The 23,232-nt window shown below is 72.6% G+C and carries 25 protein-coding genes and 1 pseudogene; 13 read left to right on the forward strand and 13 right to left on the reverse strand.

Annotated features, from left to right (window positions below; translation table 11 throughout):
• Positions 1–58 precede the first annotated feature (58 nt).
• Together ACZ3KP_RS03460 and ACZ3KP_RS03465 are read left to right on the forward strand one after the other, a co-directional pair.
• Positions 59–1,348 carry an ROK family protein gene (locus ACZ3KP_RS03460; RefSeq protein ID WP_467495938.1) on the forward strand — a complete coding sequence of 430 codons (1,290 nt, stop codon included), beginning with the start codon at positions 59–61 and terminating at the stop codon, positions 1,346–1,348.
• 77 nt (positions 1,349–1,425) lie between these two features.
• Positions 1,426–1,647: a hypothetical protein gene (locus ACZ3KP_RS03465; protein WP_467495939.1), complete on the forward strand. Its 222-nt coding sequence runs from the start codon at positions 1,426–1,428 to the stop codon at positions 1,645–1,647.
• A gap of 135 nt (positions 1,648–1,782) precedes the next feature.
• Here ACZ3KP_RS03465 and ACZ3KP_RS03470 read toward each other — a convergent pair whose 3' ends face one another.
• The 4 genes from ACZ3KP_RS03470 to ACZ3KP_RS03485 form a co-directional block, all read right to left on the reverse strand.
• Positions 1,783–2,811 (reverse strand): SDR family oxidoreductase, encoded by a 1,029-nt coding sequence (locus tag ACZ3KP_RS03470; protein ID WP_467495941.1) that lies wholly within the window; start codon positions 2,809–2,811, stop codon positions 1,783–1,785.
• A gap of 82 nt (positions 2,812–2,893) precedes the next feature.
• On the reverse strand, positions 2,894–3,856 hold the full coding sequence (locus ACZ3KP_RS03475) for an SDR family NAD(P)-dependent oxidoreductase (RefSeq protein WP_467495943.1): 963 nt from the start codon (positions 3,854–3,856) through the stop codon (positions 2,894–2,896).
• 307 nt (positions 3,857–4,163) lie between these two features.
• A complete protein-coding gene (locus ACZ3KP_RS03480) occupies positions 4,164–4,826 on the reverse strand; it encodes an HAD family hydrolase (protein WP_467495945.1) in 663 nt (220 codons plus the stop codon).
• Between the two features lie 69 nt (positions 4,827–4,895).
• Positions 4,896–5,933, reverse strand: coding sequence for a PHP domain-containing protein (locus ACZ3KP_RS03485; protein WP_467495947.1), 1,038 nt, complete (start codon positions 5,931–5,933; stop codon positions 4,896–4,898).
• 67 nt (positions 5,934–6,000) lie between these two features.
• Between ACZ3KP_RS03485 and ACZ3KP_RS03490 the strand changes: the two genes are divergently transcribed.
• Positions 6,001–6,258 carry a hypothetical protein gene (locus ACZ3KP_RS03490; RefSeq protein WP_467495949.1) on the forward strand — a complete coding sequence of 86 codons (258 nt, stop codon included), beginning with the start codon at positions 6,001–6,003 and terminating at the stop codon, positions 6,256–6,258.
• Between the two features lie 9 nt (positions 6,259–6,267).
• Here the strand turns inward: ACZ3KP_RS03490 and ACZ3KP_RS03495 are convergent, their stop codons facing one another.
• Complete coding sequence (locus tag ACZ3KP_RS03495; RefSeq protein ID WP_467495951.1) at positions 6,268–7,512, reverse strand: ricin-type beta-trefoil lectin domain protein; 1,245 nt, start codon at positions 7,510–7,512, stop codon at positions 6,268–6,270.
• A gap of 133 nt (positions 7,513–7,645) precedes the next feature.
• Positions 7,646–8,164 carry a VanZ family protein gene (locus ACZ3KP_RS03500; protein ID WP_358979410.1) on the reverse strand — a complete coding sequence of 173 codons (519 nt, stop codon included), beginning with the start codon at positions 8,162–8,164 and terminating at the stop codon, positions 7,646–7,648.
• Between the two features lie 489 nt (positions 8,165–8,653).
• Between ACZ3KP_RS03500 and ACZ3KP_RS03505 the strand changes: the two are divergent.
• Positions 8,654–9,256 (forward strand): annotated as a pseudogene (locus ACZ3KP_RS03505) (complex I subunit 5 family protein); the annotation flags it as partial.
• A gap of 22 nt (positions 9,257–9,278) precedes the next feature.
• Here ACZ3KP_RS03505 and ACZ3KP_RS03510 read toward each other — a convergent pair.
• On the reverse strand, positions 9,279–9,983 hold the full coding sequence (locus ACZ3KP_RS03510; RefSeq protein ID WP_467495953.1) for a DUF4230 domain-containing protein: 705 nt from the start codon (positions 9,981–9,983) through the stop codon (positions 9,279–9,281).
• 124 nt (positions 9,984–10,107) lie between these two features.
• Positions 10,108–10,932, reverse strand: a complete 825-nt coding sequence (locus ACZ3KP_RS03515) for a helix-turn-helix transcriptional regulator (protein ID WP_467495955.1) — start codon at positions 10,930–10,932, stop codon at positions 10,108–10,110.
• A 74-nt stretch (positions 10,933–11,006) separates the two neighbouring features.
• On the opposite strand from ACZ3KP_RS03515, the gene ACZ3KP_RS03520 reads away from it, so the two are divergent.
• The gene (locus ACZ3KP_RS03520) at positions 11,007–11,723 is read left to right on the forward strand and encodes an SDR family oxidoreductase (protein ID WP_467495957.1); all 717 of its coding nucleotides are present in this window, start codon (positions 11,007–11,009) and stop codon (positions 11,721–11,723) included.
• A 59-nt stretch (positions 11,724–11,782) separates the two neighbouring features.
• On the forward strand, positions 11,783–12,739 hold the full coding sequence (locus ACZ3KP_RS03525; protein WP_467495959.1) for a ribose-phosphate diphosphokinase: 957 nt from the start codon (positions 11,783–11,785) through the stop codon (positions 12,737–12,739).
• A 24-nt stretch (positions 12,740–12,763) separates the two neighbouring features.
• Here ACZ3KP_RS03525 and ACZ3KP_RS03530 read toward each other — a convergent pair whose 3' ends face one another.
• Both ACZ3KP_RS03530 and ACZ3KP_RS03535 read right to left on the reverse strand, forming a co-directional pair.
• Positions 12,764–13,156 carry an anti-sigma factor antagonist gene (locus ACZ3KP_RS03530; protein WP_467495961.1) on the reverse strand — a complete coding sequence of 131 codons (393 nt, stop codon included), beginning with the start codon at positions 13,154–13,156 and terminating at the stop codon, positions 12,764–12,766.
• 195 nt (positions 13,157–13,351) lie between these two features.
• Complete coding sequence (locus ACZ3KP_RS03535; protein ID WP_358979364.1) at positions 13,352–13,780, reverse strand: MarR family winged helix-turn-helix transcriptional regulator; 429 nt, start codon at positions 13,778–13,780, stop codon at positions 13,352–13,354.
• Positions 13,781–13,884: 104 nt separating this feature from the next.
• On the opposite strand from ACZ3KP_RS03535, the gene ACZ3KP_RS03540 reads away from it, so the two are divergent.
• Both ACZ3KP_RS03540 and ACZ3KP_RS03545 read left to right on the forward strand, forming a co-directional pair.
• On the forward strand, positions 13,885–15,342 hold the full coding sequence (locus ACZ3KP_RS03540; RefSeq protein WP_467495963.1) for an aldehyde dehydrogenase family protein: 1,458 nt from the start codon (positions 13,885–13,887) through the stop codon (positions 15,340–15,342).
• A gap of 25 nt (positions 15,343–15,367) precedes the next feature.
• Complete coding sequence (locus ACZ3KP_RS03545; protein ID WP_467495965.1) at positions 15,368–16,474, forward strand: NAD(P)-dependent alcohol dehydrogenase; 1,107 nt, start codon at positions 15,368–15,370, stop codon at positions 16,472–16,474.
• Between the two features lie 10 nt (positions 16,475–16,484).
• On the opposite strand, the gene ACZ3KP_RS03550 is transcribed toward ACZ3KP_RS03545, so the two are convergent.
• The 3 genes from ACZ3KP_RS03550 to ACZ3KP_RS03560 form a co-directional block, all read right to left on the reverse strand.
• Positions 16,485–17,435 carry an NADP-dependent oxidoreductase gene (locus tag ACZ3KP_RS03550; RefSeq protein ID WP_467495967.1) on the reverse strand — a complete coding sequence of 317 codons (951 nt, stop codon included), beginning with the start codon at positions 17,433–17,435 and terminating at the stop codon, positions 16,485–16,487.
• 98 nt (positions 17,436–17,533) lie between these two features.
• Entirely contained in the window at positions 17,534–18,109 is a 576-nt protein-coding gene (locus tag ACZ3KP_RS03555) for a TetR/AcrR family transcriptional regulator (protein ID WP_132892412.1), read from the reverse strand.
• Positions 18,106–18,468, reverse strand: a complete 363-nt coding sequence (locus tag ACZ3KP_RS03560; RefSeq protein WP_132892410.1) for a DUF1304 domain-containing protein — start codon at positions 18,466–18,468, stop codon at positions 18,106–18,108. The genes ACZ3KP_RS03555 and ACZ3KP_RS03560 overlap by 4 nt, the downstream gene beginning before the upstream one ends.
• Before the next feature lie 347 nt (positions 18,469–18,815).
• Here ACZ3KP_RS03560 and ACZ3KP_RS03565 point away from each other — a divergent pair, with 347 nt between their 5' ends.
• From ACZ3KP_RS03565 to ACZ3KP_RS03585, 5 genes are read left to right on the forward strand one after another with little or no spacing between them, the layout of a single operon-like run.
• Entirely contained in the window at positions 18,816–20,603 is a 1,788-nt protein-coding gene (locus ACZ3KP_RS03565; protein ID WP_467495970.1) for an ATP-binding protein, read from the forward strand.
• 5 nt (positions 20,604–20,608) lie between these two features.
• Positions 20,609–21,019, forward strand: a complete 411-nt coding sequence (locus ACZ3KP_RS03570; RefSeq protein WP_046733906.1) for a roadblock/LC7 domain-containing protein — start codon at positions 20,609–20,611, stop codon at positions 21,017–21,019.
• Positions 21,016–21,387, forward strand: coding sequence for a DUF742 domain-containing protein (locus tag ACZ3KP_RS03575; protein ID WP_132892406.1), 372 nt, complete (start codon positions 21,016–21,018; stop codon positions 21,385–21,387). Before ACZ3KP_RS03570 ends, ACZ3KP_RS03575 begins: the two co-directional genes overlap by 4 nt.
• Positions 21,368–21,973, forward strand: coding sequence for a GTP-binding protein (locus ACZ3KP_RS03580; RefSeq protein ID WP_132892405.1), 606 nt, complete (start codon positions 21,368–21,370; stop codon positions 21,971–21,973). Before ACZ3KP_RS03575 ends, ACZ3KP_RS03580 begins: the two co-directional genes overlap by 20 nt.
• Positions 21,970–23,220, forward strand: coding sequence for a cytochrome P450 (locus ACZ3KP_RS03585; protein WP_467495974.1), 1,251 nt, complete (start codon positions 21,970–21,972; stop codon positions 23,218–23,220). Before ACZ3KP_RS03580 ends, ACZ3KP_RS03585 begins: the two co-directional genes overlap by 4 nt.
• Positions 23,221–23,232 lie beyond the last annotated feature (12 nt).

Consider the following 23,232-nt stretch of genomic DNA (forward strand, 5'->3'; position numbering starts at 1 on the left):
GGCCCCCTGAAGGAGTATGTTGCAGGTCGGGCAGGGTTCGTGAAGGGAGCGTAGCCACATGGCGGGGCGGAACGGGCGCACGGTGCGCGACCTCAGGCGGGCCAACCGCACGACCGTACTGCAGCGGCTCTACTTCGACGGACCCCTGAGCCGCTTCGAGCTCGGTCCGGCCACCGGCCTGAGCTCCGGCTCGGTGAGCAACGTGGTCGCCGACCTGGTCGCGGACGGCCTGGTGGAGGAGGCCGGCAGCGTCGACTCCGACGGCGGCCGCCCGCGCACCCTCCTGCGCGTCGCCCCGCACAGCGGCCACATGATCGGCGTGGACGTCGGCGAGACCCGGGTCCGCGTCGAGCTGTTCGACCTCACCCTCACCGAACTCGCCCGCGCCGAGCGCCCGTTGGAGCAGCAGGGCTACGACGTCGAGGTGATCGTCGGTCACATCCGGGACGGCATCGCCGAGGTCCTCGCCACCGAAGGCGCCCATCCCGAACTGCTGCTCGGTGTCGGCGTGGGCGTCCCGGGCATCGTGGAGCACACCGGCGACCGGGGCGCCGTCGTGCACGGCCAGACCATCGGCTGGGACGCCGTCCCGCTGGAGGAGCTGCTCCGCTCCGGCAGTCAACTCCCTGAATCGGTGCGGTACTTCATCGACAACGGTGCCAAGACCCTGGGCCAGGCGGAGATGTGGTTCGGGGCCGGGCGGGGCGCGGACAACGCGGTGGTGGTGCTGTTCGGCTCCGGTGTCGGCGCCTGTCTGGTCACCGCGGAGGTGGAGCACGGGCGGGCCGTGGAGTGGGGGCACCTGACGGTACGGGTGCGGGGCCGCCGCTGCCGTTGCGGCGCGCTCGGCTGCCTGGAGGCCTACGCCGGCGCGGAGTCGCTGCTGGCCCGCTGGCGCGAGGAGGGCGGCCGGCCCGCCGAGGCCCTCGACGAGGAGAGCGCGCTCACCGCCATGCTCGCCGCCGCCTATCCGCCCGCGGGCACCGAGCCCGACCCGGTCGCGCTCGCCGTCCTGGAGGAGACCGCCGAGTACCTGGGCGCCGGCCTCTCCGACCTGATCAACCTCTTCCAGCCCGAGCGCATCCTGATCGGCGGCTGGGCGGGCCTCCAGCTCGGCGCCCGCTTCCTGCCCGCCGTACGCCGTTACGCGACCAGGTACGCGCTGCGCCACCCGGCCGAGCAGGTCACCATCGACCTGGGCCGGCTCGGTCCGGACGCGGTCACCGTCGGCGCGGCGATCCTGCCCCTGGCCGATTTCTTCGGCCGCGGCGGCCGGCGCGCGCAACGGGCGGCCGAGGACCGGCTCCCGGCCTGGCGCGCGGCCCTGGAGGAGCGCACCCCCCGCTGAACCGAACTCCCTCGTTTCACCGGGGCCCTGCGAGGTACCCGCCGGGCCCCGGAACGACGTCGTGAGGGAGGTACGCCATGGGGGAGAAGCAGGGCAGGCCCGTCCCGCGGGACATGCAGGACCAGCAGGCCGGCACCGGCCAGGACCCGTGGGACGCGGCCGAGGGGCGCCGAACGGACGAGCGCAGCGAGGACACCGCCGTCCCCGAACCCGACGAGGCGGGGGCGGGCCCGCAGGGCGCACCGCGCTCGGGAACGGTGCATCCCGAGGCCCCGGTCCCCGACGAACCATCGGACTGACCGGGAGGCCAGAGCGGCACCTGACCGCACCCTGCGCACGCTCTGAGCGGGCTGAGCGGGACGGGCCCCCGCCCCACCGACCCCCGGCCCACCGCCACCGGCCCGACCGAGCGCCCCGCGCGCACGACCCGGCGGTCAGCCGACCTTGCGCCCCCGCATCGGTTCCGTCGCCGCCCCCGCGCCCTCGCGCATGCCCTCCAGGAACTCGTCGAGGACCTCGGTCGACGTACGGCTCGGCCGCCAGCCCAGTACCTCGTGGGCCCGGGTGCAGTCCATCAGGGGCAGCCGCAGCACCGCGTCGAAGAGGTGCGGGGAGGCGGGCAGCAGGTGCAGCCCCCAGGCCGCGGCGATCGCCGAGCGGGCCGCGGTGCGCGGCATCCGGACCGGACGCGCACCGAACCGCTCGGCCAGCACGCCCGCGTCCAGCGGCGGATCCGCGGCCAGGTTGAAGGCGCCCCGGACCTCGGTCGCCACGGCCAGCCGGTACGCCTCGGCCGCGTCGTCGGTGTGCAGCGCCTGCACCCGCAGGCCGGGCACGTCCGGCAGGAAGTGCAGCAGCTCGGGCCGGGCCAGCGGGCCGGGCAGCAGGCGGCCGCCGAAGATCCGGCGCTGTTCGCTCGCCGACTCCCGCTTGAACAGGAAGGCCGGCCGCATCCGCACCACCCGGATCTCCGGGTGGTCGCGTTCGAAGATGTCCAGGGTTCGTTCCAGGTAGGCCTTCTCCCGGCAGTAGGCGGCGTCCGGCCAGCCGTGCGTCGGCCAGGACTCGTCCACCGGCCGGTCCTTGGGGCCGGGCGCGTACGCACCGACCGAGGAGGCGTGCACCAGCACCGGCACGCCGGCCGCCGCGACCGCCTCGAACACCCGGATGCCGCCGAGCACGTTGGTGCGCCAGGTACGGGCCGGATCGCGCGTCGGCTGGAACGCCCAGGCGAGATGGACCACCGCGTCCGCGCCCGCGAACAGGTCGGCCAGTTGGGTCCGCCCGGCGCCGATGTCGGCCGTCGCCCACCGCGTCTTCGGCGGTGCCCAGTCCGGCGTCCGCCGGGCCAACCCCGTGATCGATCCGATGCCGGGATCCTCGGCCAGCGCCTTCACCACGCTCGTGCCGACGTTGCCGGTGGCCCCCGTGACAACGATCTCACGCCCCGCTGAGCTGGTCACTTTCGGCTCCTCTCGCCGACGGTGACTGGCCGGGTACCCGGGCGCCCGGCGGGCACACCACGCCCGCCGGGCGCCCGCCGCCTCAGGCGAACGCGTTCACGCCGGTCAGCTCCGCCGAGAGGTCCCACAGCCGGGCGGCCTGGTCCGGGTCGACGGCCCAGGGCTGCACCCCGGTCGACCCGCCCGCCACGGCGGGTTCGGCGATGTCGCAGTCCTCCAGGTACACCCCGCCCATGCCCTCCAGCTGCGGGGAGGTGGCCGCCCAGGTCTGGGTGGCCGCACCCTGCTCGGGCGTCTTGAACCCCTGCGGGTTCAGCACCGTGCCCTGCTCGTCGATCCAGCCGCGCTCGATCATCTCCTCGCGGGGGATGTGCCGCTGGAGCGGGGTCATGATGCCGCCGGGGTGCAGGGCGAAGGCCCGCACGCCGAAGTCCTGGCCGAGCCGGTCGAGGTGCACGGCGAACAGCACGTTCGCCGTCTTGGCCTGGCCGTACGCCTCCCACTTGTCGTAGCCGTGCTCCCACTGGACGTCGTCCCAGCGGATCCCGGAGAAGTGGTGGGCGCGCGAGGACACCGACACGACCCGGGCGCCGCCGGGCCCGAGGGCCGGCCAGAGCCGGTTGACGAGCGCGAAGTGCCCGAGGTGGTTGGTGGCGAACTGGGCCTCCCAGCCGGGCCCGACCCGGGTCTCGGGGCAGGCCATGATCCCGGCGTTGTCGATCATGAAGTCCACGGGCCGGCCGGAGGTCAGGAAGCGCTCGGCGAAGCCGCGCACGCTGTCCAGGTCACCGAGGTCCAGCTCGTCCACCTCGACCCGCTCCAGGCCGGCCAGTGCCTCGCGGGCGGCCGCGGCGCGCCTCGCGGGCACGACGACGTGGGCGCCCGCCTTGGTGAGGGCCTTGGTGGTCTCCAGGCCGAGCCCGGAGTAGCCGCCGGTGACGATCGCGAGCCGGCCGTGGAGGTCCAGGCCTGCGAGGACGTCGTCGGCGGTGCTCTGCGCGTCGAAGCCGGAACCGATCTTGTGCTGCGGAGTCGTAGTGCTCATGACCCCGACGCTACGAATTGGAGTGCGCTCGAAGTCAAGCGTCCGGGCCGGGGGCTGCTCCGAACGCCCGGTGAACCCGCGTCGGACAGGAAAAAGCCCCGGCCGCGACGGGGGATTCGCGGCCGGGGCGGCCAGGTGGTGGGCGCGGATGGCGGTCGCCTCTCGGCGAGACGCTCCACAGGGCTTCAGCCGGACGATCGTCCCTGTGGGCAGAAGGTGAGGCCCGGGGACACTGTCCCATCCGCACCCACGGCTGGTTCAACGGACAACCACCCCCGGGCTGTTCCGGGGCCCCGCGTGATCCGCGTCACCGATCGGAGAACGGGCTGTCCGCCAGGGAGGCGAGCAGGTCGGCGGGGTCGGCGTAGATCTCCTCCGCCCCGGCCGCCACCAGGTCCGAGCGGGGGATCCCGCCGCACAGCAGTCCCACGCACCGCACCCCCGCCTTGGTGCCCGCCTGCATGTCCCAGACGGTGTCCCCGACGAACACCGCCCGGTCGGCCGGGACCCCGGCCAGCTCCAGGGCGCGCTCCACGGGCTCCGGCGCGGGCTTGCCGCGCGCCACGTCCTCGGCGCTCGCGGTCGCGTCGATCGCGTCGTCGGCGTCGATCGCGCGGCGCAGCGCGGCCAGCTCGGGGCCGCTCGCCGAGGTGGCCAGCACGGTCTTCCAGCCGTCCCCGTGCAGCTGCCGCAGCAGCTCACCGGCGCCCGGCAGCGGCTTCAGCCGGTCGAAGAACTGCCCGTACAACGCCTTGTGGGCGGCGTCGAGGTCGTCGTCCTGACTGGTGTCGCGGTCGTCGCCCAGCAGCCGGGCGACGAGATCCCCGGAGCCGAGCCCGACACTGTGGTGCACGGCATGCATGGTCACGTCGTGGCCGGCCTGTCTGAAGGCCTCCCACCAGGTCGTCACATGGAGATGGTTGGTGTCGACGAGTGTCCCGTCGACGTCGAACACAGCCGCCCGGTCCATCGCGCGGTGCTCCTTCCTGTCGTACTGCCCCAGGGATTCCTGTACTGCCCCACGGACGCGGGTACCGCGTCAGGCGCCGGCCACGCGTGCCGGCAGGCGTCCCTCCCGGGTCCAGGCCAGCAGGTCGCCCACCGGCCAGGTGGTCACCACCCGGTCGGCGGGCACCCCGCACTCCTCGGCCCGGGCGCAACCGAGGATCTGCCAGTCCAGCTGGCCCGGGGCGTGGGCGTCGGTGTCGACGGAGAACAGCACCCCCGCCTCGACCGCGCGGCGCAGCAACCGCCGGGGCGGGTCGAGGCGTTCGGGGCGGCTGTTGATCTCCACGGCCGTACCGGACTCGGCGCAGGCGGCGAACACCTCGTCCGCGTCGAACTCAGACTCGGGCCGCCCTCGCCCGGTGACCAGCCGGCCCGTGCAGTGCCCGAGGACGTCGGCGTGCGGATCCCGCACGGCCCGCACCATGCGCCGGGTCATCGAGCGGGCGTCCATCCGCAGCTTGGAGTGGACCGAGACGACGACCAGGTCAAGCCGCTCCAGCAGCTCCGGCTCCTGGTCCAGCGAGCCGTCCTCCAGGATGTCGCACTCGATGCCGGTGAGCAGCCGGAACGGCGCCCAGTCCGCGTTCAGCTCCGCCACCACCGCCAGCTGCTCGCGCAGCCGCTCGGGGGACAGCCCGCGAGCCACCGTGAGCCGGGGTGAGTGGTCGGTGAGCACCGCCCACTCGTGGCCGAGCGCGGCGGCGGTGCGTCCCATCTCCTCGATCGGGCTGCCCCCGTCGGACCAGTCCGAGTGCAGATGGCAGTCGCCGCGCAGCAGCGCCCGCAACCCGGAACCGGGACCCGTCGGCGGCTCTCCCGCCTCTTCCTCAAGCTTGCGTAAATATCCGGGCAAATCTCCCGCCAGGGCCTCGCGCGCCACCTGGGCCGTCTTCGGGCCCACGCCCTTGAGCGTCTCCAGGGTCCCGCCCCGTGCCCGTTCGGCGACCTCCCCGGCGGGCAGCGTGGCCAGCACCCGGGCGGCGGTGCGGAAGGCGCGGACCCGGTACGTCGGGGCCAGCGCCCGTTCCAGCAGGAAGGCGATCCGTTCCAGCGCCTCGACGGGGTCCATGGCCACCTCCACCGCCAGCGTGACTCAGGCAGGTCACTTCCGCCCGGGGAGATCTACCCTCGATTGCATGACGGAGATAGCGAGCCCCTACATCTCCCAGCCGCGGATCCTGGTCCTCGGGGTCATGACCGGCAGGCCGGGGACCTTGCCCTTCCGCATCGTGGAGATCGACGGCGAGGTGGTCGCCGAGGCGAGGGACATCACCGAGGTGCTGTCGATCGCCGCGGCCCACGGCATCACGGTCCACGACCTGGACGACCCGGCCGTGGTCCGCTGGGTGGGCGGGGACAAGTTCACCTGGACACCCCGCCCGGCGCGCCCCTGAGGCACGGGCTCAGCCGAGCGTCCACTTCTGGTTGGCGCCGCCCGTGCAGGTCCAGATCTGCAGCCGGGTGCCGTTGGCCGAGGTGTTGCCGGTGACGTCCAGGCACTTGTTCGCCTGCGGATTCACGATGTCGTGGGCCGAGCTGACGGCCCATCTCTGGGCGGCGGTGCCGTTGCAGTCGTAGAGCTGGACCGGGGTGCCGTCCGCGGTGCCGCCGCTGGTCACGTCCAGGCACTTGCCGAGCGCGCGGATCGTGCCGTCCGAGCCCACGGTCCACTGCTGGGCGGCGGTGCCGTTGCAGTCGTAGAGCTGGACGGGGGTTCCGTCGGCGGAGTTCGCCCCGGCGACGTCCACGCACTTGCCGGCCAGGCCCCTGATCGCCACGCCGGTCGCCGTGTCACTGGTGGTCACCGACACCGAGTCCACCACCAGCTGGGCCGGGAAGGACGTGGAGCCGTCCGGGTCGCCCGGCCAGTAGCCGCCCACGGCGAGGTTCAGGATCAGGAAGAACGGCTTGTCGAAGACCCAGGTGTTGCCGCCCACGTCGGCCGGTGTGCGTGTCTCGTAGACGGTGCCGTCGACCGACCACTTGATCGAGTCGGGTGCCCAGTCGACCGCGAAGGTGTGGAAGCCGTCCGCGAAGGCCTGCCCGTTCGGGAGCGAGTAGGCCGCGCCTATGCCGTTCGAGCCCGAGTAGCCGGGGCCGTGGATGGTGCCGTGCACGGTCGAGGGCTCGAAACCGACGTTCTCCATCACGTCGATCTCGCCCGAGTTGGGCCAGCCGACCGAGCCGATGTCGTCGCCGAGCATCCAGAACGCGGGCCACATGCCCTGCCCGCGCGGGACCTTCATCCGGGCCTCGACGTGCCCGTAGCGGGCGGAGAACTTCCCGGAGGTGTTCAGCCGGGCCGAGGTGTACTGACAGGTGCCGTACCAGCACTGGTAGTTGGCGGGATTCTCCTTCCTGGCCGTGATGACCAGGTGGCCCTGGCCGTCGAGGGCGGCGTTGCGGGTGCCCGAGGTGTAGTACTCCCGTTCGTGGTTGTTGACGTTGTCGCCGGTCTCCGTCGTCCACTTCGAGGAGTCGACCGCCGAACCGGCGGGCCCGTCGAAGGTGTCGGAGAAGGTCACGGCGGCCGCGCCGGCGTCGGCGGAGGCGGACGCGGCCCGTGCGGGCCCGACGGCGACCGTCGCGACCAGTGCCGCGGACAGCGCGGCGAACAGACATCTGCGGAGCAGGCGTGGGGAGGCCACAGGTCGTCCTTCCGGGGTGGGGGGTGGAGGCGTCGCCTCTTGATTTAAGGAGTGAGATAAGTGGGCGTCAATACCTTGGTACAGACCGGTACCGGCGGCCGTGGCCGCCGGTACCGGTCGAGAGGGGATACCGTCACGCCTTGCGCTTGCGGGCGTGCACCGCGCGGCCGAGCAGCCGGCCGAGCAGCAGCCAACCCAGCAGTGCTCCGGTGGTGTTGAGGATGACGTCGTCCACGTCGAACGCCCGCCCGGTGACCAGCGCGCCCTGCGCCAGCTCCACCAGCAGCATCACGATCGCGGTGAGCAGCAGCACCCGCAGCACGCCCCGGGCGCCGGGCGCGAGCACCGGTACCAGGATCCCGAACGGGACACCCAGCAGGACGTTCCCGCCGATCTGCTTGACGGCGTCACGGAACGCGGGCTGGTCCAGGTAGAGCCTGAGGGTCGCCCCGGGGTGCAGATTGGTGTGGGCGATCGACACGGACGCCGGGGACGGATCCAGGGTCAGGTCGGCCAGGACGACCGCGAAGGCCACCATCGCGGCGAAGGCGACGGCCATCGCCAGCAGTCGCAGCGGGAGCGGGAGCGGACGACGTTCGGTGCCGGCCTTGCCGGCGGAACCCTTCTCGGCCGCGGCACCGGAGCCGCGCAGCCTGCCGATGAGGCCCTTCCTGCCGGATTGCGCCGGCTCGGCCGCGCGGCCCGGCGCGGCGGTGCCGCCGGCCGCGCCGGAGAAGCGCAGCCTGCCCCTGAGGCCCTTCCCCCCGGCATCCGCGGGCCCGGCGGACCCGGCCCCCTTCGGGGTGGCGGCCGGCTGGTCGCCTCGGCCGCCGACGACGCGTGCGGCCCTGCTGAACAGCCTCGTCCTCGTACCGGTGTCCCCGTTCCTCTTCGTCTCCTCGGTGGTGTTGCCCTTGGTGATGCGCAGGCGCGAGGCGGCGCTGGCCATTCAGTCCTCCACTCTCCCCAACCTTTCGGCGTGGTAGCCCAGTTACCCCCGAAACGCCGAGCGATGCCGGGACCGGCGCGGCGGCCGGAGCGGATTGCTGGTTTTCGGGTCCGCTCTCCGGGCACTCCGAGTGCGTTCCCGCGTGCCGCCGCTCCCTGCGACGGCCGCGGTGCTTGGATGCACGAGCGGCCGGTCGGAGGGCCGGCCCTCGCGGGCCTGCCGCCGTTCGGCACCGGCATCGGCAAGGCGGTCTCCGAGGAGGCGGTCGGCGGACCGCTCACGGTGCTGTTCGTGTGCGCGTCGGCGGTGACGGCGGGCGCGGTGCTGCGGGTCGCCGCCCGGGTCTTCCTCGGCCTCGGTTCCCGGCCGCCCAGGAGCGCGGCGTACGAGACCACCGGGACCGGCGAGGAGCCCGAGACGGACGGGGGACTGGACCGGATCCCGGCCACCATGGTCCTCGTCCCCGCCGTCCTCCTGGCCGGTGGCCTCGCCGTCGGTGTCGCCCCCGGCTTCCCCGGGGTGGTCTCCCGTGCCGTCGCCGCGGCCGGAACGGGCGGGACCCCGGCCGCCGTCCACTGGACGCCGGCCGGGGTCCCGCTGGGCTGTCTCTCCGCCCTCCTCGCCGTGGGCCTCGCCGCCGTCGCGATCGCCCGCCCCGGCCTGCTCACCGCCCCGGACCGGCTGCTGCCGCTGCGCCGGCCGCAGTCCGGGCACATCGGGGACTACGTGGCCTGGCTCCTCGTCGGCGCGGCCGCCCTCGGCGCGCCGGCCCTGCCGGGGGTGCTGGGCGGTTGAACCGACGGCACCGCAGACACGGTCACACCGTCCCGTAGGACACATGCACCTCCGTGAACCCGAGGGAGTGCAGCAGACCCTCCAGCATGCCGGTGGTGTTGGTCTCGGCCCGCTTGGTCAGCCCGCTGTCCTCGGCCGCCGCCGAGATGTGCTTCACCGCGAGCTTCTGCACCGCCTGTTCGCTGTTGGGGTTGTCCGAGAACAGGTCGCCGAGCCGGTCCAGCAGTCCGCGCTGCTTGGAGACGGCGTAGGAGTGGTCGGCGTCCAGGGCGGCCTTGCCGAGCTGCGCGTGCGGCAGCCGGATGGTGGCCTCGGTGCGGTCGCCGTTGACCGTCACGTCCTTCTGGCCGATCCTCCCGAGGTCGACGTAGGCGTCGACGGTGCCCGCACCGACGTACAGGGTGCGGGTGCCACGGATCGCGCTGGGCAGGTACTTCGCGTCCTTCTCCAGGTCCACGACGACCTGGAAGTTCCCGGAGGCTGCGTCGTAACGGCTCATGTCCTGGATGGACTTGAGGAGCGCCGGGCCCGTGTTGTCGCGGGTCTCCGTGCCGAACAGGTCCTTGATGCCCGGCAGTACCGCCAGTTTGATCCCGGCGAACAGCACCACGAGCACCAGCACGAACGCGGTGAGCACTTTCGCCCAGCCGGGCATGCGCCGGGGCCTGGCGCCGACGGGAGTCTCCTGCGTGGAGCTCGCCTTGCTCTCCTTGGTGGAACTCGCCATGTGACGGTCCTCCTTTCCAAGGACACGCTTGCCCGCCAAATGCCGTGCCAGACCGTGTTGTCGGCCGTTTGAGACAGCTGAGGCCGTACTGGTACACGCGTGATCGTGAAGTGACCGGCGGGCCTCACCGCATCCCGGCGCGCGCCGCGAGTTCGGCGATCCGGCGGGCGGAGGCGGAACCCGGGTCCGCCGTGACGAGGACGACCTCCTGGTCGTCCTCGGGTACCAGCAGGACGTCGCAGTTCAGGCGCAGCGGCCCCAGCTCCGGATGGTCCAGGGTCTTGGTGCGGTGGCCCGGCGCGTGCACCGGATGGGTCACCCAGATCTCCCGGAACTCCTCGCTGCCCGTGCGCAACTCATGCAGCAGAAGGGCGAGTTGCGGGTCGTCGGGGTACCGCTCGGCGGCCCGCCGCAGCCGGGCCACCACCACGTGGCCGAACTCCTCCGCGGTGGAGCTCACGGGCATCCGCCCCTGGCCGAGGAAGCGGCGCCGTGCGAGGTTGGTGGTGCCGTGTCCCAGATCCCCGCCGAGCAGCAGCTGGGCGAGGGGGTTCCAGGCCACCAGCCCGTAGGCCGCGTCGGTGACGATCGCCGCCGTGCCGGGCAGCCGCTCCAGCAGCCGGCCGACGTGCGGGCGCACCCGCCGTGCCGCCGTGGTGCCGGGCGGCGGCGCGGCCGCCCCGGCCAGCCGGAAGAGGTGGCTGCGCTCGGCGGGGGTCAGCCGCAGGGCCCCGGCCAGGGCGTCCAGGACGCGCGGCGAGGGGCGGGGCCCGCGGGCCTGTTCGAGGCGGGTGTAGTAGTCGACCGACATGTGGGCCAGACCGGCCACCTCCTCGCGCCGCAGCCCGGGGGTACGGCGCAGGACGGTCCCCGTCGGCAGCCCCACCGTCTGCGGGCGCAGCCCCGCCCGGCGCTCCCGCAGGAAGCGGGCCAGTTCCTGCCTCGCCATACCGCAGCCTCCCGGGTCCGCCTGGTACAGGTGGTCCCTGGCACGGCGGACACGGCCGGGGAACCGTGGCTGCCATGAACGATCGCACAGCACTCGTCACCGGTGCCAACAAGGGCATCGGCTTCCATGTGGCCCGGCTCCTCGTCGCCGAGGGTTTCGACGTCCTCGTCGGTTCCCGGGACGCCGGGCGCGGTGAGCGGGCCGTCACCGAGATCGGCGCCGGGGCCCGGCTGCTCGTCCTCGACGTCACCGATCCCGGCAGCGTGGAGCGCGCCGCCGCCGCTGTCGGGCACCTCGACGTCCTGGTCAACAACGCGGGCGTCCAGCCGGTGGTCGGGCCGCCCGGTGAGACCGGCGTCGCGGACTTCCGGCGCACCTACGAGACCAACGTCTTCGGCGTCGTCGCGGCCACCAACGCCTTTCTGCCCGCCCTGCGCCGCTCCGCCCACCCGCGCGTCGTGAACGTCTCCAGCGGCACGGCGTCCCTCACCTGGAGTACCCACCCCAATCCGCAGTTCGCCCACGGCAGCCCCAGGTCCGCCGCCTACCGCTCGTCCAAGACCGCCCTGAACGCGCTGACCGTGCTGTACGCGCAGGAACTGGCCGCGGACGGGATCCTGGTCAACGCCCTGGCCCCGGGAGCGCGGGCCACCGACCTGGTCCCCGGTCTCGCGGCCCGCGGCGGCGACGCGGCGGAGGGCGCCCGTGGGGCCGTACACCTGGCGCTGCTGCCCGACGACGGTCCCACCGGCGGGTTCTTCTCCTGGGACGGCTCACCCGTGCCGTGGTGACAGCGGCTCGGTCCGTAGCATGAGGCCGTAGCCCGTACCGGTCATGCGAGGAGCGGATCGTGCGAGACATAGCGGTCTTCAGCGGCAGCGCCCATCCCGAGCTGGCCGAGGAGGTCTGCGCGCACCTCGGGGTGCCGCTCAGTCCGACGAGGGTGAGCAGGTTCGCCAACGACTGTCTGGAGGTGCAGCTTCAGGCCAACTGCCGGGAGCGGGACGTCTTCCTGGTCCAGCCCCTGGTCCGGCCGGTGCAGGAGCACCTGGTGGAGCTGCTGCTGATGTGCGACGCCGCCCGGGGCGCCTCGGCCGGCCGGATCACCGTCGTCATGCCGCACTACTCCTACGCCCGCTCCGACAAGAAGGACGCCCCGCGCATCTCCCTCGGTGGCCGGCTGGTCGCCGACCTGATGGTGGCCGCGGGCGCGAGCCGGGTGCTCGCCATGACCCTGCACGCCCCTCAGGTCCACGGCTTCTTCCCGGTGCCGGTCGACCATCTGCACGCGTTGCGGGAACTGGCGGCGCACTTCAGGCGGTACGACCTCAGCCGCACCACCGTCGTCTCGCCCGACCTCGGCAACGCCAAGGAGGCCGCGGCCTTCGCCCGGTTGATCGGCGCCCAGGTGGCGGCCGGCGCCAAGCAGCGGTACGCCGACGACCGGGTCGTCATCAGCTCGGTCATCGGCGAGGTCGCGGACCGGGACGTCATCGTCCTCGACGACGAGATCGCCAAGGGCAGCACGGTCGTCGAACTCCTGGAGCGGCTCAGGGAGCTGGGTCCGCCGCGGTCGATCCGGATCGCCTGCACGCACGGGTTGTTCGCGGCGGGTGCCCTGAAGCGGCTGAGCGAGCAGCCCGACGTGCTGGAGATCGTCTGCACCAACACGGTGCCGGTGCCCGTCGAGGAGCACACCGGCAAGCTGCGGATCCTGTCCATCGCCCCGGCGCTGGCGGAGGCCGTACGCCGGATCCACAACGGTGAATCCGTGAGCGCCCTGTTCGAGGAGCCACGGAACCTCTAGGCCCTGCGCGCCCCGCAGGGGTGTTCACAGGGTGCCGGACGTGGCCCCGGGCCGTCCCAGGGCCGCGTCCAGTGTCGCCAGCGGAGGCAGCAGCTGCGACAGGCCCGTCACCTTCAGGACCCGCAGGGTCAGCGGGTGGGTGCACACCAGCCGCAGCCGGCCGCCGTGTTCGAGCACCCGGCTGCGTGCCCGGTACAGCAGCCGCAGTCCGGAGCAGTCGAAGAACTCGACGTACCGCAGGTCGATCACCACCCGGGAGCAGTCCCGGGCGGTCACCCGGTCCAGGTGCGGGGCGATCTCCGTCGCCGCGGCTATGTCGATCTCCCCGCGCAACTCCAGCACCGTGTGGCCGTGGTCCTCGTGCACGCGCAGGTGCCGGGTGAGCGGCACGGGAGCCCCCGGGGATTCCTGGCGCATGACGGCATCACCTCCCACCCCGGCCGGTCAATTCGGTTCCCCGCCCTGCAAGTTACCCTCGATGGAGGGAATTTCAGCATGTTCGATTGACATATGTCTGCTGCTTCGCCACGCCATTTTCTGTGGCGTGTGCGACAGTACGGGAACCGGCACGTGGGAGCGGTACCGCCCCCGGGGTCGCGGCGCCCGCGCTGCTCAGGACAGTGCCTGCCACGCCTTGCTCAGCGCCTGCCGGAACTGCTCCTCCTGGTGCGCGGTGAGCTCCCGGACCATCCGCTCCTCCAGCTCCCGCACCTGACCGGCGACCCCGGCGAGCAGCTCGCGCCCGGCGTCGGTGAGCAGGATCAGCAGCTCCCGCCGGTTGCGCGGGTTGCGCTCCCGGCGGACGAGCCCCCGGCCCTCCAGCGACCGTACGAGGTCGGCCATGGACTGGGCGGTCACGAACGAGTCGCGCGCCAGCTGGGCGGCCGAGAGGCCGTCATGGCGCTCCAGCACGGTCAGGGCCGTGTACTGCAGCGCCGTGACGCCCACGGGCCGCACCAGCTCGTCGAGGTGCGAGCGCACCACCAGCTCCACCTGTTTGACCATGTACAGCAGCGAGGGGCGAGTCTTTGTATCGACCATGCGTGCACCCTAGACCGTTGACAGGAATCCTGTCCGTAATCAGACTGCGGACCAACAGGAAACCTGTTTGTTGAAGGCTTGGCTATCTACGCTGGGAGTGGGCAATGGCGACCACCTTCGAGGCCGGACCCGGTCGGCTGTTCATCGGCGGACAGTGGCGGGAGGCCGCCGACGGGGCCCGGACGGACGTCACCGACCCGGCCACCGGCCAGGTGGTCACCACCGTCGCGGAGGCGGGCGCCGCCGACGTGGACGCCGCCGTCCGGGCCGCGCGGGAGGCCTTCGACGCGGGGGAGTGGCCGAGGCTCAGCGGCCGGGAGCGCGGCCGGGTGCTGCACCGGATCGCCGAGCTGATCCGGGAGAACGCCGCGGAGATCGCGGCCCTGGAGAGCCTGGACGTCGGCAAGCCGATCACCCTGGCCACGGCCGTCGACGTCACCAACGCGGCCAACGACTACGAGCACTTCGCCGCGCTCGCCCACACCCTGGACGGCGCCGTCCGCGACGTCCCGCTCAACGCCCTCGCCTACACCCGGCGCGAACCGGTCGGCGTGGTGGCCGCCATCACCCCCTTCAACTTCCCGCTGATCCTCGCCGGTTCCAAGATCGGCCCGGCCCTCGCCGCCGGCAACACGGTCGTCCACAAGCCCGCCGACGAGACCCCGCTCAGTGCCCTGTACATGGCCCGCCTGTTCAAGGAGGCAGGCGTCCCCGACGGGGTGGTCAACGTCGTCACCGGCGCCGGACCGGTCGCGGGCGAGGCCCTGCTGGGCCACCCGGGCGTCGACAAGGTCGCCTTCACCGGCTCCACCGCCATCGGCCGGCACGTGGCGGCCACGGCGGGCCACGCCCTCAAGCCGGTCACCGTGGAACTCGGCGGCAACGCCGCCCACCTGGTCTTCGAGGACGCCGATCTGGAGAAGGCCGTCGCCGCGGTGATCAAGGCCTTCGTCTTCAACACCGGCCAGTTCTGCATGGGCGGCCCTCGGCTCCTGGTCGCCCGTTCCGTCTACGCCACGCTGCTCGGGATCCTCGCCGAGGCCGTCCCCGGCGTCCCGGTCGGCGACCCGCGCGAGGCGGCCACCGTGGTCGGCCCGATGGCGGCGGAGAAGCACCTGCGCAAGGTCGAGGAGTACGTCGGGATCGCCCGCAAGGAGGGCGGCCGGATCGTCTGCGGCGGCGAACGCCTCGACCTGAACGGCGGCTTCTACTACCGGCCGACCGTCATCGCCGACCTGCCGAACGACTCCCGGGTGGTCCAGGACGAGATCTTCGGCCCCGTGCTCACCGTGCAGCCCTTCGACACCGAGGACGAGGCCGTCGCCCTCGCCAACTCCACTCCCTACGGCCTGGCCTCCGGCATCCAGACCGGCAACCTCGCCCGCGCCCACCGCGTCGCGGCCCGCCTCCAGGCCGGGATCGTCTGGGTCAACGACTGGGCGCTGCTCGACCCCGCCGTGCCCTTCGGCGGCGTCAAGGCGTCCGGCTTCGGCCGCGAGTACGGCCCCGAGGCCCTCGACGCCTACACCAAGGTCAAGTCCGTCGTCGTCTCGCTCGACTGAGCCCGGCACACCAGGAGATCACGCGATGTCCATCACCACCCGAGCAGCCGTGGTCGAGTCCGGCGGCGCGCCCTTCACCCTCACCGACGTCGAACTCGACGCGCCGGGCCCCCGCGAGGCGCTGGTGCGCATGGTGGCCACCGGTCTGTGCCACACCGACCTCTCGGTGGCGGGCGGCGGGCTGCCCTTCCCGCTCCCGGGCGTCCTCGGCCACGAGGGCGCCGGGGTCGTCGAGGCCGTGGGTCCCGCCGTCACCGGGGTCGCCCCGGGCGACCACGTCGTGCTGTCCTTCACCTCCTGCGGCGCCTGCCGCAACTGTCACGGCGGCCATCCCGCCTACTGCGCCGCCTGGCTGCCGCTCAACCTGATCGGCGGCCGGCGCCCCGACGGCAGCCACACCGTCAGCCGGGCGGGCGAGCCGCTCGGCGGCCACTTCTTCGGCCAGTCCTCCTTGGCCGAGCGGGCGCTGGTCGACGAGCGCAGCCTGGTCAAGGTGGCCGCGGACCTGCCGCTGGAGACGATCGCCCCGCTCGGCTGCGGGGTGCAGACCGGGGTCGGCGCCGTGTGGAACGTGCTGGAACCGGCCACCGGGAGCACCGTCGTCGTCCTGGGGGCCGGGGCGGTCGGCCTCTCGGCGGTCATGGCGGCCGCGCTCACCCCCGCCACCACGATCGTCGCCGTCGACCGGGTGCCCGAACGCCTCGAACTCGCCGCGGAACTGGGCGCCACCCACACCGTCGACGCGACCCGGCAGGACATCGTGGAGGCCGTCCGGCGGATCTCGCGCGGAGCGGGCGCCGACGGCGTCGTGGAGACCACCGGCAACGTCGGCGTACTGCGCCAGGGTGTGGACGCGCTCGCCGCCCGCGGCACCCTGGCCGTCGTCGGCGCCCCGCCGTTCGGCACCGAGGTCCCCCTGGACGTCAACGGGTTGCTGGCCGGCAAGCGGATCGTCGGCCTCACCCTCGGCGACAGCGAGACGCAGGCGTTCATCCCGGCGCTGGTCCGGCTGGTGGGGGAGGGGCGGCTGCCGCTCCACCGGCTGATCACCACCTACCCGTTCGCCGACATCGACCGGGCCGTACGGGACATGAGCACGGGCAAGGCGATCAAACCCGTGCTCACGTTCTGACCCGTCCGGTTCAGTCGGTCACGAGGACCAGCTTGCCCGTGGTACGGCCGGTGCCGCCCAGTTCGTGCGCCTTGGCGGCATCGGCCAGCGGGAAGGTGCCCGCGACGGTGGCCCGCAGCTTCCCCGACTCCACCAGCTCCGCGACCGCGTGCATACCGGCCCGGTCGGCGTCCACCAGCATCCGCACCGCGCGCACACCCAGCCGCCCGGCCTCCTCGAACAACTCCGGCGAGCCGACCGGAATGATCGACACCAGCGTGCCGCCGCGGCGCAGGACCCGCAGCGAGGCCGTCGCGGTGTCGCCGCCGAGCGTGTCCAGTACCACGTCCACGTCCCGGACCGCCTCCGTGACGTCCACGGACCGGTAGTCGACCGGTTCGTCCACCCCGATCTCCCGCAGGAAGTCGTGCTTGCCCGCGCTGGCCGTGCCGATCACGTACGCGCCGCGCGCCTTGGCGATCTGCACCGCCACGTGCCCGACGCCGCCGGCCGCCGCGTGGACCAGCACCCGCTGTCCGGGCCGCACGTCGGCATACTCCACCAGCGCCTGCCAGGCCGTCAGCGACACCAGGGGCAGCGCGCCCGCCTGCACGTGGTCGATCGCCTCCGGCTTCGGCACCAGGGCCCGGGCGGGCACGATCGCGTACTCGGCGTGCGTGCCGTGCCCGAAGGGGTAGGGCGCCATGCCGAAGACCTCGTCACCCGGCTCGAAGGCGGCGACGCCGACCCCGGTCTCCTCGACCGTGCCGGAGACGTCCCAGCCGAGGACGAAGGGCGGCTCGCCCAGGAAGGCGCCGAACTCCCGGTGCTTCCAGTCGGTGGGGTTGAGGCCGGCTGCCCGTACCCGGACCAGCACCTCGTTGGGGCGCGGCTTCGGCCGGGGCACCTCGACCACCTTCAGTACCTCGGGACCGCCGAGGACGTCCTGACTGACCGCACGCATCGTGTTCACATCGTTCATGGTCACCCAGCCTGCCGGGAGGCGCCCGCTCGGGAAATGGCACTAAGGTCAACCTTCGATGGGATCGTGCCAAGATCGTCTGCCGTCAGCGCCGGGCCTCAGCGGCTCATGTGCAGCGCGACCAGCAGCTGCCACACCTGGTCGGCCACCTCGGCCGGGGCGGCGTCCAGCAAGCCGTGCAGCCAGTCGGCCAGCACCCCGGCGAAAGTGGCGGCCACCGCCGAGGCCACCAGGGGGGCGTCCGCCGCTCCCGCCAGCTCCCGCTCGGCCAGGCTGCGCGCCCGTAGATCCCGGTGCAGCACCCGGCCCAGCGGGCCGCCGCCGCCCGGCGCGAGCAGTTCCCGGTACAGGGCCGCGTGCGGAACCAGACCGTCGAAGAAGTCCCGCAGGGCCGGCGGCGCGTGCACCGGGTCGGGCCGCCCGCGCCAGGCGTGCAGGGCGTCCACGGCCTCCCGTACGACATCCGCGCAGGCGTCGACAGCCAGCGCCTCCAGGCCGTCGTAGTGCACGTAGAACGTGGCCCGGCCCACTCCGGCGCGGCGGACCAGTGCGGCCACCCCCACCTCCGCCAGCGGCCGTTCGGCGCATTCCGCCAGGAGGGCCGCCCGCAGCCGCGCCCTGGTGCGGGCGGCGCGCGGGTCCCCGGGCGCCGGACGGGGCGCCGGCCCGGTCACCGGGCGGCGAGCACGGCGGCCAGGGCGAGTGCCCCGGGCAGTGCCTGGGCGAACAGGATCCGCCGACTGGCCGTGGCGGCGCCGTACACCCCCGCTACCACCACGCAGGACAGGAAGAACACCTGTGCCGCGAAGCCCGTCGGGTCGGCCGCGACCAGTCCCCACACCAGGCCGGCCGCGAGAAAGCCGTTGTAGAGCCCCTGGTTGGCCGCCATCGGCGCGGTCCGCCGGGCCAGTTCGGCGTCGAAGCCGTGGAAGCGCATCCCCGGGGTTCTCCGCCACAGGAACATCTCCATCACCAGGATGTACGCGTGCAGCGCGGCCACCAGCCCGACCAGCACGTTCGCCAGGACTTCCATGATCGGCGGATCCTCCTCCACTCTTGGACAGGTGTCCAGTATAGCTGGACAGGTGTCCAGCGGTGTTCGAGGTCACCGCCGGGCGGTCGGCGATGTACATGTCGACAAGTCCCTTGCCGGGATGGGCATTTGTTGATTTCGCGTCAACTGGCGGAGCGTGACGGAACCCTCACTTCATCTACTTGCCGAGGTTGATCCTTTGGGGTTCAAACCCGATAAGCTCCACTCCGTCACAGCGAGTTGACGCACCCCGCGGGGTTCCGTCCCGCCGTGCGTGCTCGTGAGTGCGGCCTTCGCACACTGCCCCTGTTCGCTGTTGTTCGATTGTGTTGCTTCGAAGGATGCAGATGGAACTCGCCACTCCGCCGCCGGCGGCGCGGGCCCCTGTCGCCTGGTACAGCTGGTGGTTGATGCCACTGGCCTTAGGGGGAGGGACGGTCGCCGCCACGTTCATGAGCTCCGAGCGAATAACCGCGGCCGTCGCAGGCGCCGCGGCCACCGCGGCCAGCTTCGTGTGTGTACGACTGCTGATCCGCTCGCAGCGCCAGCTGCGCAGCGCCGAGGGCTCGTTCCGCAGCTCGCAGGCCGAGCACTCCCAGCAGTGGCAGCAGCATGTCTCGGGTCTGGAACGGAAGTTCGCGGCCGAGCGCGCCACGCTGGAGAGCCGGCTGAACGAGCAGGCGTCCGCCTTCGAGGCCCAGCTCGGTGAGCGGACCGCCCAGTACGACGCCCAACTGGCCGACCAGGCCAGGGTCTACGAGGAACGGCTCACCGAACAGGTGAAGGCCGCCGAGGCGCAGCTCGCCGACCAGGCCGAGGCCTGGCAGGAGCAGGTCACCCACCAGCGCGGCGCGATCTCCCGGCTCGCCGACCAGCAGCTGCCCGAGGCGCTGAAGCGGCTGCGCGAGGGCGACGCCATCGACGACCTGCTGCCCGCGACCGACCAGTGCGCCAACGTCGACAAGGACCTCCAGGCCGACCTGCGCCGGATCCTGCGCACCTCCCTGATCAGCGTGGAGGAGGAGTTCAACCGCTCGACCTCCGCCGAACAGGCCGTGATCAGCATCGGCAACCGCATCCACGTCCTCACCAGCAAGCTGCGCGGCCGCCTGCACGAGATGCAGGGCGAACACGGCCGGCTGCCCGCCGTGGCCCGCGGACTCATGGAGCTCGACCAGGAACTCGGCCCCGCCGACTCGCTCGCCGCGAGCATCGGTGTGCTCGGCGGCTCGGACCGCCCGGGCCGGCAGTGGCAGGAGCCCCAGCGACTGCTCAGCGTGGTCCGCGGCGGCATCGGCCGGATCAAGGACTTCCACCGCGTGGAGGTCCGGCACCTGCCCGAACTCGGCGTCGACGGCGGTCTGGTGGACCACCTCACGCTGATCTTCTCCCACCTCCTGGACAACGCGGCCCGCTACTCGCCGCCCACCGAGCCGGTCGTCGTGTCCGGCAAGGAGGTGCCCAACGGCGTCGGCATCGAGATCCAGGACTCCGGCAAGGGCCTGAGCGAGGAGAAGAAGCGCGAGGCCGAGCACTCCCTGGCCGGCACCGCGGCCGGACCCGGTCTCGGCGGCATCTCCGAGGACGCCAACATCGGCCTGCGGGTCGTCGGCATCCTGGCCCGCCGCTACGGCATCCGGGTCACCTTCGCGGACTCGCCCTGGCTCGGCACCTCGGTGGTCGTCGTGGTCCCGCACAAGTACTTCAGCCCGCTGCCCGCGGCCTCCGCCGCCCCGGCCCCCGCGACGGCCGCCCCCGCCGCCGCGTCCCCGGTGCAGGCGCACGGCCCGGTCGCCGTCGAAACCGTCACCCAGCCGGAGTCCGGCGAGATCCAGGACACCACCCCGGGCGGCCTGCCCCGGCGGCGCAGCCGGCGCCGCGAGGAGGAGCAGCCGCAGGAGCGCACCGCCCGCACCCAGGGCGCCGCGTTCCCCGCGGTCCCGCCCGAGGAGTCCTTCGCGGGCCTGGCCGCCTTCGCCACCGCGGGCCGCGCGCCCGCGGCCGACGAAGCGGTCCCCAGCGAGGCCGAGTTGACCGGAGACGAAGACGACGTGGCACTCGTGACCCCGGACGGCGCCGATGACGCCGCCGACGGACGCGGGTCCGCCGAGCACCGCACTGAAGAGAGCGACTAGTCCACATGACGCAACAGGGAACCGACGTGAGCTGGGCGCTCCGTGATCTGGTGGAGAGCATCCCGGAGATCCGTTTCGCCCTCGTGGCCTCCAGCGACGGCAAGGCGATCACCTCCTTCGGCGCCGAGGACCCCGACGACGTGGACCGCTTCGCGGCGGTGGTGGCCGGGCTGCAGGCGCTCGCCCAGCCGGTCGCCGAGCAGTTCCCCAAGTACGCGGGGCAACTGCGGCTGGCGATGATCGAGGTCGACGGCGGTCACCTCTTCGTCGTACGGGCCGGTGTGGAGACGTATCTCGGGGTCCTCGCCCGCGAAGGGCTCGACCAGGGGCTGCTCGGGCATCAGATGAGGGACCTCTCCCGGCGGATGGGCGAGCTGCTCGGCACCTCTCCGCGCCTGGAGGAGCACTCTGGATGAGTGCTCCCCGCCGGCCAACGGACCCGTCCGGTCTAGAGCGTTATTACGTCCTCACCGGGGGACGCAGTGGACCGGGCGGGGCGGCGTCGAGTCTCGACGTGGCCACCCTCGTCGTCTCTCGCACCGCCCCCGTCCCGGGGATGCAGCACGAGTACGAGGAGATAGTCCGGCGCTGCCGTGATCCGCTGTCGGTGGCCGAACTCACCGCCCATCTCGGATTGCCCTTCAACATTCTCGCGGTGCTGTTGGCGGATCTGCTGGACGCAGGCCGTATTGAAGCCCGTGATCCCATTCCGGCGCACCACGCCGGACGCGGGCCTGACCTCGCGCTCCTTCAGGAGGTACTCAGTGGACTTGAAAGGCTTTGACCATCCCGGCGACCCCGGTGCCGGGGGGACCCGCTCGGTCAAGGTGATGATCGCCGGGGGGTTCGGCACCGGGAAGACCACCATGGTCCGCTCCGTCAGTGACATCAAGCCGCTCACCACCGAGGAGACCCTCACCCAGGCCACCGTCGGCGTCGACAACCTCATCGGCGTCGCGGACAAGGCGGAGACCACGGTCAGCCTCGACTTCGGCAAGATCAGCCTCAACGAGAGCCTGATGCTGTACCTGTTCGGCACCCCCGGACAGGAACGGTTCTGGTTCCTGTGGAACGGCCTGTTCAAGGGCGCGCTCGGAGCCGTGGTCCTGGTGGACACCCGGCGGCTGGCCTCCAGCTTCCGGGCGATCGAGGAGATGGAGCGGCAGAACGTGCCGTTCGTCATCGCCCTGAACGTCTTCCCGGACTGCAAGGAACACCCCATCGAGGAGATCCGGGACGCCCTGGACATCTCCCCGCACACCCCGATCGTGGCCTGCGACGCCCGGGACCGGGCCTCCAGCCGTGACGTACTGATCACCCTGATACGTCATCTGAAGGAACGCTCCGCCGTCGCACTGGAGCCCCGATGAACGACCAGAACCACGACCGTCCCGACGCCCCCCGCGGCTGCCCGGTCGCGCACGGTTCGGCCGAACTGACCCGGCTGTACGGGCCGGAGGCGGCGACCGACCCGCTGGGCATCTACGAGCGGTTGCGCAAGGAGCACGGCTCCGTCGCACCGGTGCTGCTGGAGGGCGACATCGGTGCCTGGCTGGTGCTGGGCTACCGGGACAGCCGGCGGGTCCTCGACAACCCCCGCCAGTTCGCCCGGGACGCGCGGATCTGGCGGGACTGGCGGGAGGGCCGGATCGCGGAGAACCATCCGCTGGTCCCGATGGTCGCCTGGCGCCCCGACTGCGTCTCCCAGGACGGAGAGGCGCACCGCCGCCTGCGCGGTGCCGTCAACGACGGACTGCAGGCCGCCGTCGGCCGCGGGATCAGGCGGCACGCCACGCACTTCGCCAACAAGCAGATCGACGCGTTCGCGCAGGACGGCCGCGCCGATCTGGTGACGGACTACGCCGGCTACCTGCCGATGCTGATCCTCACCCGCGTTCTCGGCCTCTCCGAGGCGGAGGGGCGCCGGCTGGTCGAGTCCAGCGCCATGGTGTTCCAGGGCGGCGAGGACGCGATCCTGCACGACGGCATCATCAGGGAGATCCTCGGCGACCTCGTCGAGCGCAAGCGGGCCGAGCCCGGCTCCGACTTCACCACCGGTCTGCTGGAGCACCCCGCGGCCCTCGACCACGACGAGGTCGTCAGCCATCTGCGCCTGGTGCTGGTGGCCGGGCACAGTACGACCAGCAACCTGCTGTCCCGGGTGCTGCAGCTGATCCTCACGGACGCCTCCCGGCTCTCCGGCCTGACCAGCGGCCAGCTGACCGTCTCCGCGCTGGTGGAGGAGGTCATGTGGAACTCCCCGCCGCTGTCCGTGCTGCCCGGCCGCTTCGCCGTCAGCGACGTCGAACTGGGCGGCCACCGCATCACCGAGGGCGACCTGCTCCTCCTCGGCCTCGCACCGGGCAACCTCGACCCCGAGGTCCGGCCCGACCCGGACGTCTCGGTCCAGGGCAACGGGTCGCACCTGGCGTTCAGCGCCGGTCCCCACGAGTGCCCGGGGCAGAGCATCGGGCTCTCCATCATCGAGATCGCGGTGGACGTGCTGCTGCACCGGCTGCCGGGGGTGCGGCTCGCCGTGCCGCCGGAGGAGCTCACCGAGACCGCGTCCACCTGGATGTCCCTGCTCGACAGCCTGCCGGTCGAGTTCCCGGTATAGGCCCGCCGGTAC

The sequence above is a fragment of the Streptomyces sp. NPDC020958 genome (assembly GCF_055562175.1).

What these genes read in the sequence shown, in the direction of transcription:
- ACZ3KP_RS03460 (WP_467495938.1), top strand. Translation starts at nt 59, where the DNA reads ATGGCGGGGCGGAACGGGCGCACGGTGCGCGACCTCAGGCGGGCCAAC.
- ACZ3KP_RS03465 (WP_467495939.1), top strand. Translation starts at nt 1,426, where the DNA reads ATGGGGGAGAAGCAGGGCAGGCCCGTCCCGCGGGACATGCAGGACCAG.
- ACZ3KP_RS03475 (WP_467495943.1), bottom strand. Translation starts at nt 3,856, where the DNA reads ATGAGCACTACGACTCCGCAGCACAAGATCGGTTCCGGCTTCGACGCG.
- ACZ3KP_RS03480 (WP_467495945.1), bottom strand. Translation starts at nt 4,826, where the DNA reads ATGGACCGGGCGGCTGTGTTCGACGTCGACGGGACACTCGTCGACACC.
- ACZ3KP_RS03485 (WP_467495947.1), bottom strand. Translation starts at nt 5,933, where the DNA reads ATGGACCCCGTCGAGGCGCTGGAACGGATCGCCTTCCTGCTGGAACGG.
- ACZ3KP_RS03490 (WP_467495949.1), top strand. Translation starts at nt 6,001, where the DNA reads ATGACGGAGATAGCGAGCCCCTACATCTCCCAGCCGCGGATCCTGGTC.
- ACZ3KP_RS03510 (WP_467495953.1), bottom strand. Translation starts at nt 9,983, where the DNA reads ATGGCGAGTTCCACCAAGGAGAGCAAGGCGAGCTCCACGCAGGAGACT.
- ACZ3KP_RS03515 (WP_467495955.1), bottom strand. Translation starts at nt 10,932, where the DNA reads ATGGCGAGGCAGGAACTGGCCCGCTTCCTGCGGGAGCGCCGGGCGGGG.
- ACZ3KP_RS03520 (WP_467495957.1), top strand. Translation starts at nt 11,007, where the DNA reads ATGAACGATCGCACAGCACTCGTCACCGGTGCCAACAAGGGCATCGGC.
- ACZ3KP_RS03530 (WP_467495961.1), bottom strand. Translation starts at nt 13,156, where the DNA reads ATGCGCCAGGAATCCCCGGGGGCTCCCGTGCCGCTCACCCGGCACCTG.
- ACZ3KP_RS03535 (WP_358979364.1), bottom strand. Translation starts at nt 13,780, where the DNA reads ATGGTCGATACAAAGACTCGCCCCTCGCTGCTGTACATGGTCAAACAG.
- ACZ3KP_RS03540 (WP_467495963.1), top strand. Translation starts at nt 13,885, where the DNA reads ATGGCGACCACCTTCGAGGCCGGACCCGGTCGGCTGTTCATCGGCGGA.
- ACZ3KP_RS03545 (WP_467495965.1), top strand. Translation starts at nt 15,368, where the DNA reads ATGTCCATCACCACCCGAGCAGCCGTGGTCGAGTCCGGCGGCGCGCCC.
- ACZ3KP_RS03550 (WP_467495967.1), bottom strand. Translation starts at nt 17,435, where the DNA reads ATGAACGATGTGAACACGATGCGTGCGGTCAGTCAGGACGTCCTCGGC.
- ACZ3KP_RS03560 (WP_132892410.1), bottom strand. Translation starts at nt 18,468, where the DNA reads ATGGAAGTCCTGGCGAACGTGCTGGTCGGGCTGGTGGCCGCGCTGCAC.
- ACZ3KP_RS03565 (WP_467495970.1), top strand. Translation starts at nt 18,816, where the DNA reads ATGGAACTCGCCACTCCGCCGCCGGCGGCGCGGGCCCCTGTCGCCTGG.
- ACZ3KP_RS03570 (WP_046733906.1), top strand. Translation starts at nt 20,609, where the DNA reads ATGACGCAACAGGGAACCGACGTGAGCTGGGCGCTCCGTGATCTGGTG.
- ACZ3KP_RS03575 (WP_132892406.1), top strand. Translation starts at nt 21,016, where the DNA reads ATGAGTGCTCCCCGCCGGCCAACGGACCCGTCCGGTCTAGAGCGTTAT.
- ACZ3KP_RS03585 (WP_467495974.1), top strand. Translation starts at nt 21,970, where the DNA reads ATGAACGACCAGAACCACGACCGTCCCGACGCCCCCCGCGGCTGCCCG.